This window comes from Flavobacterium sp. ACAM 123 (assembly GCF_000264055.1).
Taxonomy (GTDB): domain Bacteria; phylum Bacteroidota; class Bacteroidia; order Flavobacteriales; family Flavobacteriaceae; genus Flavobacterium.
In genome coordinates this window covers 1-14315 of record NZ_AJXL01000007.1, presented here as the reverse complement: position 1 = coordinate 14315, position 14315 = coordinate 1, and the positions used below count along the sequence as shown (strand labels likewise).

At 36.3% G+C, this 14315-nt stretch carries 10 protein-coding genes and 2 pseudogenes; all 12 read left to right on the top strand.

Annotation, left to right across the window (positions count from 1 at the left end; translation table 11 throughout):
- Positions 1–562: 562 nt before the first annotated feature.
- Positions 563–1081, top strand: a complete 519-nt coding sequence (locus tag A3SG_RS0102085) for a DUF2141 domain-containing protein (RefSeq protein WP_029596563.1) — start codon at positions 563–565, stop codon at positions 1079–1081.
- Positions 1082–1472: 391 nt separating this feature from the next.
- Positions 1473–2486 (top strand): annotated as a pseudogene (gene mnmH / locus A3SG_RS22690) (tRNA 2-selenouridine(34) synthase MnmH); the annotation flags it as partial.
- A 36-nt stretch (positions 2487–2522) separates the two neighbouring features.
- Positions 2523–3557: a selenide, water dikinase SelD gene (selD, locus tag A3SG_RS22685; protein WP_255347657.1), complete on the top strand. Its 1035-nt coding sequence runs from the start codon at positions 2523–2525 to the stop codon at positions 3555–3557.
- A 730-nt stretch (positions 3558–4287) separates the two neighbouring features.
- Positions 4288–4416, top strand: coding sequence for a hypothetical protein (locus A3SG_RS22680; RefSeq protein WP_016988343.1), 129 nt, complete (start codon positions 4288–4290; stop codon positions 4414–4416).
- A 517-nt stretch (positions 4417–4933) separates the two neighbouring features.
- A complete protein-coding gene (locus tag A3SG_RS0102070; protein WP_016988342.1) occupies positions 4934–5446 on the top strand; it encodes a hypothetical protein in 513 nt (170 codons plus the stop codon).
- 195 nt (positions 5447–5641) lie between these two features.
- Positions 5642–6415, top strand: a complete 774-nt coding sequence (locus A3SG_RS0102065; RefSeq protein WP_016988341.1) for a DUF6503 family protein — start codon at positions 5642–5644, stop codon at positions 6413–6415.
- Between the two features lie 270 nt (positions 6416–6685).
- Entirely contained in the window at positions 6686–8035 is a 1350-nt protein-coding gene (locus tag A3SG_RS0102060; RefSeq protein ID WP_016988340.1) for a rhodanese-related sulfurtransferase, read from the top strand.
- A 186-nt stretch (positions 8036–8221) separates the two neighbouring features.
- Entirely contained in the window at positions 8222–9496 is a 1275-nt protein-coding gene (locus tag A3SG_RS0102055) for a stage 0 sporulation family protein (RefSeq protein ID WP_016988339.1), read from the top strand.
- Positions 9480–9960, top strand: a pseudogene (locus A3SG_RS0102050) (gliding motility lipoprotein GldH). Before A3SG_RS0102055 ends, A3SG_RS0102050 begins: the two are co-directional and overlap by 17 nt.
- Positions 9961–9968: 8 nt before the next feature.
- Positions 9969–12278: a penicillin-binding protein 1A gene (locus tag A3SG_RS0102045; RefSeq protein WP_016988337.1), complete on the top strand. Its 2310-nt coding sequence runs from the start codon at positions 9969–9971 to the stop codon at positions 12276–12278.
- A gap of 185 nt (positions 12279–12463) precedes the next feature.
- Positions 12464–13165, top strand: a complete 702-nt coding sequence (locus A3SG_RS0102040) for a CoA transferase subunit A (protein ID WP_016988336.1) — start codon at positions 12464–12466, stop codon at positions 13163–13165.
- Positions 13166–13612: 447 nt separating this feature from the next.
- Positions 13613–14272, top strand: a complete 660-nt coding sequence (locus tag A3SG_RS0102035; protein ID WP_016988335.1) for a CoA transferase subunit B — start codon at positions 13613–13615, stop codon at positions 14270–14272.
- Positions 14273–14315: the final 43 nt, after the last annotated feature.

The window sequence follows — 14315 nt, the reverse complement described above, 5'->3', positions numbered from 1 at the left end:
TAGAAAACCCAACATGAAGTCTTGGTTGAACGGAACCGATCAACCGACATGCAGCTCTTCGAAGTGTTATTTAAAACAAAATCAAACTGCTGTTTGATAGATCTCTACCTTTTCCTCATAACTCAAGCCACTGCTGATGCCAAACCTATTTTGTTTAACATAAAGTACACCATCTTACTCATACCCATAAGCAGTAACAATCTGTAATTTTTTCAATGCTATTTTAAAAAACTCCCTTGATATGACCTACGCCAGCGCGATCCTTAAGCCCACGTAGAGCTTATACTAGTTGTACTACCAGGATAAATGTAGCCACCATCGATTATCGCAACTAGCACACAACTGATATAAATGCAACACTTTAGATGTAAAGTGACAAGCAAGAAAGCTGCCACCAACACATTCTTATTCCCGCCCCTTAACTTTAACCAGCTGACATAAATAAGACCTCACAAATGAGAAAAAAATTAAAAAATCTATAAAAAAATATTTATAGCTGTTAATAACTTGTATTTCAAACACATAATAATTAACTTAGATTATGTATCAAAGACAAATCAAAATGTTAAACAATCTGCTTTTTATGTTTTTCTCTCAAAATAATCGTAACTCGGTAATACATCAGGTTTTCCGAAAATTTTCACGGCCGCTTTTTTGGTTGGCTCTTATCTTCTTATGGCTGCCGTCAAAAGGATTTGCTCAGACAGAATGTCCCTCGCTTAATGTGAAAATTCAGAATATTGCTAACAATACTGGAGCCATCGCCTGCGCTATTTTTAAATCCGAAAAAGGTTTTCCGGATAAATTTCTGAAATTTGCACCTAAGATTATGATAACACAAATAAGCGGAGCAGACGCGAGTTTTGAATTTTCAGATATTCTACCAGGAAAATATGCGATTGTAGTGATTCATGATGAAAACCACAACGGTGAACTTGACACTAACATGTTTGGAATTCCAAAGGAAGGTTATGGTTTTTCTTCTGGTGCAAAAATCGTATTGAGTGCTCCTTCCTATTCTGATGCTGAATTTCTATATGATGGCGGCGTTCTGAAAATGACTATAGCTCTTAAATACTAAAAATTTAAAATTACTAAACCCTGTTTTAGGAAATGATTAGCAAATGAAAAATGCTAAATCACACAGCTCTTTGACGTATTCTTTAAATATAGTGGTCACCCACTGCTTGAAGTCTTCCTCCTTCCTAAACCTTACCCGATCAATCAGATAAATCAAAGTAGTTAGCGCAGCATTGCATTGCATCACTAATTCCAATAGTACCTTCTTCAAATTCTTCTATTATGTCGAAAAATCGGCATAATCTATCGGCATTATACCAAAGCATTTTGAACTAAGACATAAATTCGTTTAATATTAACTTTGCACATACAGCTAATGCAATTAATACTAAAACTATTGCTCTTACTTCTAGAAAAATAGAAGCTTGCTTTCTATAATAAGTTTATCTTTGATGGATCATATAAACTTTGTAATGAAACAAATCATTTCCATAGACTTCTACTTTCAAAATTTAGAGCATATCCCACTTATTGATGTGAGGTCGCCTGGAGAATTTGCTAAAGGACATGTGCCAAATGCTACTAATCTTGAATTATTTACTGATGAAGAACGAGCAGTAGTTGGCACTGCATATAAAAAAGAGTCAAAAGAAAGAGCCATTGAAATTGGGTTTGGGTATGTAGAACCCAAACTAAATGATTTTATAACTAAATCCATTGCAATTGCACCTAACAAAGAAGTGGCTATTCATTGCTGGCGTGGAGGAATGAGAAGTAATGCTTTTGCTGACCATCTTATCGAAAATGGTTTTGAAAAAGTTTACGTTATTGAAAAAGGGTACAAAGCTTTCCGCAATTATGTAGTACAATTTTTTGATCAACCCTTTAATCTTAAAATTCTAGGTGGATATACTGGTACGGGGAAAACTGAGATACTGCATTCTTTAAAAAAGAAAGGGCAGCAAGTAATTGATTTGGAGGGATTGGCTAATCATAGAGGCTCCGCTTTCGGGGGGATAGACCTTCCGCCGCAGCCAACAACGGAGCAATTTGAAAATAATCTATTCTCAATAGTCAGAACTTTAGACCCTAATCAAACAATATGGGTTGAAGACGAAAGTAGGTTAATTGGCCAAGTAGCGATTCCTGATGCATTTTATTCTAAAATGAGAGAGATGCCCGTCTATTTTTTAGACGTTCCTCTCGAGGAAAGAATAAAACACCTTGTTACCACCTACGCAAGTCTTAATCAAGACAAATTAGCCGATGCTATTGGTCGAATCACTAAAAGACTTGGATACGACAATGCCAAATTTGCTCAAGAAGAGCTTGAAAAGAAGAACTATTATAAAGTAGTAGCTATTACCCTACTATATTATGATAAATACTACCTAAAGGGATTACAAAAACGCGAAGATTCTAGAATTCTAGAATTTAAAACCCCTACCGTCAATCCTGAGGAAACGGCTGGTTTTTTAATAAAACTTACTAAATTAAAAAAAATGAACGAAGGTATAAAACTAACAAGTTTTAGTCACGGTGCAGGTTGCGGATGCAAGTTATCACCAAAAGTATTGACTACCATATTAGAGTCTAATAGCCCAAAAATGGAAGACACCCGTCTTTTAGTAGGTAACGACACTAGGGATGATGCTGCGGTATACGACATGGGAAATGGCACGGGAATCATCAGTACTACCGATTTTTTCTTGCCCATAGTAGACGACCCTTTCACTTTTGGAAGGATTGCAGCTACTAATGCTTTAAGCGATGTGTATGCCATGGGAGGAAAACCATTACTGGCGATTGCAATCTTAGGATGGCCCATAGATAAGTTAGCCCCTGAAGTGGCCGCTCAAGTAATGGAAGGTGGCAGAAAGGCATGCGCTGATGCAGGAATAATAATTGCTGGTGGTCATAGTATTGATAATCCAGAACCTATTTTTGGACTAGCAGTTACTGGATCAGTTATAATCTCTAATTTAAAACGCAACGATAAAGCAGAATCAGGAAGTGTCCTTTATTTAACCAAACCTTTAGGTGTTGGAATTTTAGCTACGGCACAAAAGAAAGGCCTTTTAGAAGACGCACATAAAGACATTGCTGCTAATTCGATGATTATTTTAAATGATGTAGGATTAGAACTCTCCGAAATGGAAGAAGTAACCGCATTAACTGATGTAACTGGATTTGGACTTATGGGCCATTTGCTTGAAGTTTGTGAAGGAAGCAATGTATCTGCTATTATTAATTATAGCAAAGTGCCTGTTTTCAATGAGATTCATGACTATATCGATAAAAAATGTGTTCCTGGCGGTACACTTCGAAACTGGGATAGTTACGGTCATAAACTTGACATTGAAAATGAAAAGCAACGCCATATCTTATGTGATCCACAAACTAGTGGCGGACTATTGATTGCTGTCAAAAAAGAGGCTGCCCAAAAAGTGGAATCAATTTTAAAAAGCAAGGGGCTTTATGCGGAACCAATAGGAGAACTCATAGAAAAATCAGAGTCGCTTGTGTATATTAAATAAAAGTAAAAAAGAGGCTTCAAGATAAAACCAGTTAAAACGTTAACGTCTTGCGGGCTAAATAGCTAAAATAAACTGTTAACCCAGTCAAAAAAGTATTGTTTAAAACCACGTCCCGGCGTGGTTTCTTTATTTGGAGTTATTCTACTTCGCCAGTTCGCTTCGCTCGGGTCAGGTGCATACTATACCTTTTCTGAACACGTCCAAAAGACAAGACTAGAAAAAGGATGTAATACCCATCTGGGCTAAAAACGTGCCTACTCTAAATGAAGATTGGAAAAAATATATAAAATTTCTTACAATTAATTATTCATAATTTACTCATCAAATAACAGCTAGTCCAAAAAAGATGTGTCTTTAATAAGGCCTATTGCTAAGCAATTAACTTTACATAACAATATGAATAACATTAAACTAAAAAAGAGACAAGATATAACGAGCCTCGTTAAATTAGATAGAATTTATTCCTAATTTGGAGAACCTCTACGCGAATTAGAAGAAGGGAATTATCTCAAAACATTATCAAATCTATTCATGGAAGTATTGAAAAACTAAACTCTTCGTCACTTACAGGAGATAAATTAAGGGAGCTTATAAAGCTAGAACAAATCAAAACTTTAAAGCAAGTTGAAAAAGAACTTAAAGTTACTCCAAAAAGCTACTATCCAAATCTCTGGATGGGAGTTGGAATGTCTGCTTTTAGCTTGCCAATCGGGGTGGTTTAGGATTGAGTATGAGCAATCTTGGGTTGCTGGCTTTGGACTTACCTCTTGTTATGGGAGTTGCTGTTGCTGTTGGTTTAAAAATGGATAAAAAAGCATTTAAAAAAGGAAGACAACTACATTTAGAAATTAAATATTAAGTTTTATGATAACAATTGAATAAAAAGTAAACCTTGCTATGAGTAGTCCCGACTTCGTACCTATCCAATTTTTAAACCCGATTGCGCAGATAAACCTCAACCGTGAGCGCAGAATTGCACCCTGCATCAGAACCAATGGAAACCTTTAAATTACCATCCCACATAGCAATTCGATAAAAGCATTACAGTATTTGAGATTCCTACCAGATGACAAACATGATTGAATTTGTTTATAAATCTTTGCGAATTGATTGCGATTTCCGTCAGCGCAGAATTACATTCTGTGACACGAAAGTAGCTAAAAAGAATCCTAACGACGAATTTTACATTTAAATAAGAACTAAATCCGTAGTATCTTTACGGGAAGCAATTGGTGCGAATACATTCAAGCAGTCGGTTCTATAAACACGTATATTTACTTTTGAATAAATATACTAAAGGTTACGATGCCCTTTTATCGTAACAATTCCGAAACTTACAGTAGTGACAAACCGCTCAATAAAATTAAAAAAATAAAATGGACAAATACTTACGACAATTAATCACAATAGAATTTGACGACAAAAAAGACATTTTCAGTGGTTTTCTTATTGATTGGACTGAAGATTGGATCTTAATTAAAAATAATCCTGTCGATTTTATAATTGATGGATATACGATATTAAGAAACAAAAATGTAAAGGCCATTATCCAAGACAAGGACCATGAATTTACCGAAAGAGTAATTAAACTCAAAGGATTAAAAACAAGTGCTGCCGAAATAATTCCGCTTACTGATATAACTTCCATCATCTATTTTTTAGCGAGTAAATATGAAGTTTTCCAAATCGCAACAAAGTCCGATAAAGCCGTTTATCTGGGTAAACTCATAGAAATGGATGAAGAAGAGATAGTAATAGACTTTTTAGGAGACGAAGGAATATTTGAAGGAGAGATGAGTTTTAAGCCAAACAAAATAAGAGTGATAGAATTTGATACGGATTACATCAACTCTTTGAAACTAATTGTTGAAGAAGACCAGAAAATGTAAAAACCACGTCCCCAGACTTCGTAACCATTAGCTTTCACGAGAATACTTTGCTACAGCGCGGGCAAAACCCAGCACTGACAAATTATTTCTAAATCATAAAAAAAGAACGCCGACGTTAAAAATTGTATAAAACACATACTTATTAAGCTGTTCTTTATAAAATGCAATACATTTAAAAATGAAAAAAACCTAATAATGCTTTGTGTTATTGCGACGCTTTTATTGTCTTGTAATAAGAAAAAGGATAGTGATGAAGCAACCGAAAAAAACGATACCATTAGAATCGAAAAACAGCTCTCAAAAGCAGACTCTATAGTTAATCGCGCCATCGAAGCGCACGGTGGAAGCTTGTACGATACTGCTGATTATTCTTTTGTTTTTAGAGGAAACAAATATCGTTTTATAAACAATGGAGACCATTTTGAGTACTCCTCTGAAGTTCAAAAAGGTGATTCTCTTGTTAAAGATGTAATGACTCAAGACCAGTTTAAAAGGAGTATCAATAGCACTTTACAAACATTAAATAAAGAAGATGCTGGGAAATATTCTGAAACGTTGAATTCGGTTATTTACTTTGCCACGCTACCGCACAAATTACATGATGCTTCGGTAAACACGAAATTCGTTGAAGAAACAACTATCAAAGGAAAGAAGTACGATGTGATAAGCGCAACATTTGGTCAAGACGGTGGCGGAAAAGATTTTAATGATGAATACCAATATTGGATTAATAAAGACAACCACAAAATTGATTATTTGGCTTACAATTACCAAGTAAATGAAGGCGGCGTACGTTTTAGAGCGGCTTTTAATACACGCGTAATTGCTGGCGTCACTTTTCAGGATTATGTAAATTATGAAGCGCCTGTTAAAACCGCTTTGAAAGATTTGCCACAGTTGTACGAACAAGGAAAACTAAGAGAAGTATCCCACATACTGACTGAAAATGTGGTGAATAACCGCAAATAAGTAACTTGATTAAAATACAAATATTAGCTCAGAAGTTTATTCAGGGCTTTTTTTATTTTAAGAACCTCTTATAATTAAAATAAACTTCTAGCTGCCCAAACTACCTAGCCCAGATGGAAACGGCATCCTTTTATGCCAGGGTTTGGCATAAAAGATACAGTGGAGAGCTGGAAATAGCTCCTAAAAACTTAGAACCTCAGAAACTTTGTCACTTTGTCACTTTTCCTTACTTTTGCAAAAATCATTTTTCACACTTAAACTGTTTATAGCATGCAACTGTATAACACCTTAAGCGCAGAAGAAAGAGCCATCATGATTGATGATGCCGGAAAACAAAGACTTACTTTGTCGTTCTATGCTTATGCGCAAATTCAAGACCCCACACAATTTCGCAACGACTTATTCCTCGCATGGAACCCACTTGAGGTTCTTGGTCGGATATATGTGGCCAACGAGGGAATCAACGCCCAGCTATCACTTCCCGCAGATAACTTCTATGCCTTCAAAGATACTATTGACACCTATGATTTCATGAAAGGCATCCGATTGAATATTGCCGTAGAACAAGACGATCATTCCTTTTTAAAATTAACGGTAAAAGTGCGTGACAAAATTGTTGCAGACGGATTAGTAGACGAAACTTTTGATGTAACAAACATCGGGATTCATTTGAAAGCGAAAGAATTCAATGATCTCTTAGAAGACCCAAACACCATTGTGGTTGATATGAGAAATCATTACGAGAGCGAAATTGGTCATTTTACCAACGCAATCAAGCCAGACGTAGATACTTTTAGAGAAAGCTTACCCATTATTGAAAACCAACTTGCAGCTCATAAAGAAGATAAAAACCTTTTGATGTATTGTACCGGAGGAATTAGATGTGAAAAAGCCAGCGCTTACTTTAAGCACAAAGGTTTTGACAACGTCTATCAACTGGAAGGCGGAATCATTGAATACACCCGACAAGTTAAAGAGGAAGGTTTACAGAGTAAATTCATTGGGAAAAACTTTGTTTTCGATCACCGCTTAGGCGAAAGAATTACAGACGATATCGTATCACAATGCCACCAATGCGGGAAATCATGTGATGTGCACACCAATTGTTTAAATGAAGGTTGTCATTTGCTTTTTATCCAATGTGAGGAATGTGCTCAGATAATGGAAGGCTGTTGTTCACAAGACTGTATTGATGTAGTTCGCTTACCAGAGGAAGAGCAAAAAGCCATTCGCAGAGGAATCAAAAACGGGAATAAGATTTTCAAAAAAGGAAAATCGGATGTATTGACTTTTAAAAATAATCTAGAAAGTCTCGGTACTTTTGTCGCAGTTGTACCAAAAGTGGCTAGTACCAAAGAACCGAAAATCACAAAACAATACATTGGAAAAGGAACTCATTTTTACCCAAAACCAAGTATTGGCCAATTTTTAATAGAAGAAAACGAAATTAAAACAGGAGATACCATCCTGATTATAGGCGCTACAACCGGTAAGCAAAAATTAATTATCGAAGAAATGTTAGTGAATGACGCAACTGCTGAAAAAGCAGTTGCTGGGGATACCTGCACCTTCAAATTGCCTTTTAGAATTCGTTTATCTGATAAGTTGTATAAAATTTAAACTCCTGTTTTTTAACATAAAGTTCTTAAAAAGCCTATTTCATCCACTTGAAATAGGCTTTTTTATGAAAAATTTAATCTGTTGTAATTTACTGTTTTTGTATCATGCACTTAAAAAATGCTATATTTACACATTAATCTTTTTAAGAACATAAGTTGTGCTCGTCACAACACTATATATAAAATTATGGCATGTACAAGTTGTTCAACTTCTGATGGTGGATCACCAAAGGGTTGTAAAAATAATGGGACTTGCGGCACTGATAGCTGCAATAAATTAACTGTTTTCGATTGGCTTTCTAATATGAGCTTACCTACTGGACAAGCCCCCTTTGACTGTGTTGAAGTTCGTTTTAAAAACGGAAGAAAAGAGTTCTATCGCAATACTGAAAAATTGACTTTGAGTATGGGAGACATCGTGGCAACTGTAGCTTCTCCGGGACATGATATCGGAATTGTTACTTTGACGGGGGAATTGGTAAAAATCCAAATGAAGAAAAAAGGAGCAAATCCTGACAGCAACGAGGTTCCTAAAATCTATAGAAAAGCATCACAGAAAGACATTGACATCTGGTCTGCGGCACGAGAAAAGGAAGAACCTATGAAAGTTCGCGCTCGTGAATTAGCCATTTCTCAAAAACTGGAAATGAAAATCTCTGATATTGAATTTCAAGGAGATGGGTCTAAAGCCACGTTTTACTACACGGCAAATGACCGAATTGATTTTAGACTTTTGATTAAAGATTTCGCCAAAGAATTCAGTACTCGAATCGAAATGAAACAAGTAGGTTTCCGTCAGGAAGCAGCTCGTCTAGGGGGAATAGGTTCCTGTGGAAGAGAATTATGCTGTTCTACTTGGCTAACGGATTTTAGAAGCGTAAATACTTCAGCAGCGCGTTACCAGCAGTTATCATTGAATCCGCAAAAGTTAGCGGGACAATGCGGCAAATTAAAATGCTGTCTTAACTATGAATTGGACACTTACATGGATGCCTTGAAAGGTTTTCCTGATTTTGAAACCAAATTAGTTACCGAAAAAGGTGATGCAATTTGTCAAAAACAAGATATTTTTAAAGGATTAATGTGGTTTGCTTACACTAATAATTTTGCGAATTGGCATATCCTAAAAATTGAAAAAGTACAGGAAATCATCGCCGAAAACAAATTGAAAAACAAAGTATCCTCACTTGAGGATTATGCAATTGAAGTCGTTCAAGAAATAGAAAAAGATTTCAATAATGCGATGGGTCAAGAGAGCTTAACGCGATTTGATCAACCTAAAAAAAGAAAAAACCAAACAAAAAAACCTAGGCCAACAGGAGAAAGTAAACCAGCAGGAGATAATAAGATTGTCGCAAACACTAAAAAACCGGCAAACACCGTACCTCCAGTTTCAAACGAAAAGAAACCTGCCATAACAAGAAAACCCATAATTATTACTAGAAATGAGGCTAAAAAATAGCGTTTTTTTTGTTTTTGATTGCAATACTCTTTTTTTCATGTGATAAAAAAAGAGCTTTTGACGAATATAAATCGGTGGGAAATGCCTGGCATAAAGATAGTGTTATAACATTCGATTTACCAGAATTAGATTCCACAAAACGATATGATTTATTCATAACTCTTAGAGACAATAACAATTATCAATACAATAATCTATTTTTGATTGTATCTGTTGAAAAACCCAATGGCTATACAAAAGTAGATACCTTAGAATATCAAATGGCAGAACCTGACGGAACCCTTTTAGGTAACGGCTTTACGGACATAAAGGAAAGTAAGTTGTTTTTTAAAGAGAATGTAAAATTCAAGGGGGAATACAAAATCTATATCAAACAAGCCGTCAGGGAGACCGGTAAAATATCCGGTGTCAAGCTATTAGAAGGAATTACAGAAGTAGGGTTAAGAATAGAAAATAAAGACTAGGATAATTTATGGCTGCTAAAAAAAACAACAATCAGGGCGATACTGCCAATAAAGATTTTAAATATTATACTAAAACATTTTGGAAAATTTTTCTTTTTGGAATGGGTGGTATCCTTCTCTTTTTCTTATTTGCCTCCTGGGGACTTTTTGGAACTATGCCTTCCTTTGAAGACTTGGAAAATCCAGACTCTAATTTAGCGACGGAGATTATTTCAGCTGACGGGGTGGTGTTAGGGAAGTATTTTCAAAAAAATAGATCTCAATTAAAATACGCCGACTTGCCTAAAAATTTAGTTCAAGCCCTAGTAGCGACAGAAGACGAGCGTTTTTTCGAACATTCAGGTATCGATGGAAGAGGGACGTTAAGAGCTATTGCAAGTCTTGGAAGTAGCGGTGGTGCAAGTACTTTAACACAGCAACTGGCTAAACAATTATTCCATGGCGAAGGTTCAAAGTTTTTGCCTTTTAGAATCGTACAAAAAGTAAAAGAATGGATTATTGCTATCCGATTAGAAAGACAATATACCAAAAATGAAATTTTAGCTATGTACTGCAATGTATATGACTTTGGGAACTATTCAGTAGGGGTAAGTTCTGCAGCACAAACCTATTTTTCAAAAGAACCAAAAGATTTAGCTATTGAAGAGTCTGCTATATTAGTAGGGATGTTCAAAAATTCAGGTTTGTACAATCCGATACGAAACCCTGTAGGAGTGAAAAATCGTAGAAATGTAGTCCTTGCGCAGATGGCGAAAGGAGATATTATTACAGAGAAAGAAAAAGAAAGACTCCAAAGCTTACCAATTACTCTTGATTTTAAACTGGAAAGCCATAGAGAAGGATCTGCCACTTATTTCAGAGAGTATCTTCGTGATTACATGAAAAAATGGGTTGATGAAAACAAAAAACCAGACGGATCTGATTATGATATCTACAAAGATGGATTAAAAATCTATACCACTATTGACTCCAGAATGCAATTACATGCGGAAGAAGCCGTTTCTGCTCACATGGCAAATCTTCAGCAAGAATTTTTTATTCAAGCAAAAAACAACAAAAACGCGCCTTTTGTAGGTATCTCTGACAGGGAAACGCAACGCATTTTAACCAATGCGATGAAAGCATCAAACCGCTGGGCTGTTTTAAAATCTGCGGACAAAAGCGATGAAGAAATTATCGAATCTTTTGGTGTAAAAACAAAAATGACGGTATTTACGTGGAAAGGAGAAAAAGATACTATTATGACTCCTATGGACTCCATCCGATACTACAAACATTTTCTACAATCAGGAGTTATGGCGATGGAACCGCAAACCGGTAACATAAAAGCCTGGGTAGGTGGAATTAACTATAAATATTTTCAATACGACCACGTGGGTCAAGGAGCCAGACAAGTGGGCTCCACATTCAAACCCTTTGTTTACGCTACGGCAATCGAACAATTAAACATGTCCCCTTGTGATTCCATAATAGATGCTCCTTTCACTATGCCTGTTGGGCGCCACCACGTTACTGAAGCATGGACACCCAGAAACTCCAACAACAAGTACATAGGAATGGTTACCTTGAAAAAAGCATTGGCCAATTCCATAAATACAATTTCTGCAAAACTGATGGACAAAGTAGGTCCTGAAGCGGTTGTTAAGCTAACGCATAAATTAGGGGTTAAATCTGAAATACCTATCCAACCCTCTATTGCATTGGGCGCGGTAGATATAACCGTCGAGGATATGGTTGCGGCATATAGCACATTTGCAAATCAAGGTGTTTATACAAAACCGCAGTTCTTGTCCCGAATCGAAGACAAAAGTGGTGTCATTATTTATGAGCCAATACCGGAATCTCATGATGTACTGAACAAAGATATTGCCTTTGCCATTATTAAATTATTAGAAGGGGTAACCGAGGGAGGATCCGGAAACAGATTAAGAACTGAGGGTGGAGGTTATGGATACAACAGAATTACGGGCTATCCTTATAAGTTTACCAATCCAATTGCAGGTAAAACCGGAACAACGCAGAACCAGTCTGACGGGTGGTTCATGGGAATGGTTCCAAATCTGGTAACAGGCGTCTGGGTAGGTAATGAAGATCGTTCCGCCCGATTTAAAAGTATTACTTATGGACAAGGGGCAACTGCGGCATTGCCTGTGTGGGCTTACTTTATGAAACTTTGTTATGCTGATGAAAATTTAAATGTGTCAAAAGGAGAATTTGAAAGACCTCCAAATCTTTCGATAAGAGTAGATTGTTACAATGCACCGGCTGCAAAAGACACTACTGATACGCTTCAAAGCACAGATGAATTTGAATTCTAATACGCCTTATGTATTCAATATAGCTCTATAAAAACCGAATTATTTTCGGACTATTAAACAACTATAATTGATACTATTCTGACAAAGAATAATTGCATTTACTGATTTTGAATTTCCAGCAGTTTCCTATTCTCACACTTAAAACTGTTTGATAACACAGCTGCTCGGACCTAAAAAAATAGACTATGATAAACAAAAAAGTAGATAACGTTCAAGTTGCCCTTGAAGGGCTTGAAAACGGAATGACCATCATGTTAGGTGGCTTCGGTCTCTGTGGCATCCCCGAAAATTCCATCGCTGAATTGGTAAAAAAAGAAACCACCGGTCTAACCTGTATTTCTAATAATGCTGGTGTGGACGATTTTGGTCTTGGCTTATTATTACACAAAAGACAAATTAAAAAAATGATCTCTTCCTATGTTGGAGAGAACGCAGAGTTTGAGCGCCAAATGCTTTCTGGGGAACTGGATGTAGAATTAATTCCCCAAGGAACCTTAGCTGAACGATGTCGTGCTGCTCAAGCTGGAATACCCGCCTTTTTTACTCCTGCAGGATACGGAACTGAAGTAGCTACTGGAAAAGAAGTTAGAGAATTTAATGGGAAAATGCATGTGATGGAATTGGCTTTCAAAGCTGATTTTGCTATCGTAAAAGCGTGGAAAGGAGATACGGCTGGGAATCTGATTTTTAAAGGAACAGCCCGCAATTTTAATCCGTCCATGGCCGGAGCCGCTACCATCACCGTTGCTGAAGTGGAAGAATTAGTGGAAGCCGGAACGCTTGATCCCAATCAAATTCATATTCCAGGCATATTCGTGCAACGTATTTTTCAAGGATCGAAATATGAAAAAAGAATCGAGCAACGTACAACCAGAAAAAAGAATTAAACAATTTATCAATTTACCAATCTAATAATTTAAAAAACACAATTATGTTCAGAGAGAATGTAGCTGTTTCTAAATCAGTAGATTTAGAATTGTAAATTATTCAGTTTTGTGAATTAGTAGAAAGTAATCGGAAATCAGTTGCTAAAAAACGGCACAAGTATTGGCGCTACTATTTAAGCAGCTCAAAATGCAGAAAGTAGAGCAGACTTTATTCATAAGATAAAGATTGCTGCAAAAGAATTAGAAGCAACTAAATAGTGGTTAATTATTTGTGAAAGTGCAAAAAGCTAACCATTTGATACTAATTTAAAGGCTACAGTCAATGAACTTGGTTTGATCGTTTATAAAATAATCAGTAGCAGCAAAAAAAATGGCTAATTCAAAGCTATATAAAACAATTCGACACATTGCTAGATTGATACATTAAAAAATTAATACATAAATATTATGGCATTAGATAAAATAGGTATTGCAAAACGTATTGCACAAGAACTTAAAGACCGCTATTTCGTGAATTTAGGAATAGGTATACCAACATTGGTCGCTAATTATATCCCTGATGAAATTGACGTTGAGTTTCAAAGTGAAAACGGCGTTTTAGGCATGGGTCCATTTCCTTTTGAAGGCGAAGAAGATGCGGATATTATCAACGCCGGAAAGCAAACGATAACAACATTGCCGGGAGCCTCCTTTTTTGATTCAGCGCTAAGTTTTGGAATGATTCGTGGGCAACATGTTGATCTCACTATTCTGGGCGCGATGGAAGTTTCTGAAAACGGTGACATTGCCAACTGGAAAATTCCAGGAAAAATGGTAAAAGGAATGGGTGGTGCCATGGATTTAGTGGCTTCTGCCGAAAATATTATCGTTGCGATGATGCATGTCAACAAAGCGGGACAATCTAAAATTCTTAAACAATGTACTTTACCATTAACTGGTGTGGGCTGCGTGAAAAAAGTCGTAACTGAACTAGCCGTATTAGAAGTAACCCCCAAAGGATTTAAGTTACTAGAACGGGCTCCAGGAGTAACGGTAGAACATATTATTGCTTCCACTGAAGCAGCATTAATTATTGAGGGAACTATTCCAGAAATGATGATGGAATAAGGAACGATACGATTTACAATACGCACTACAAAACATACAAAAA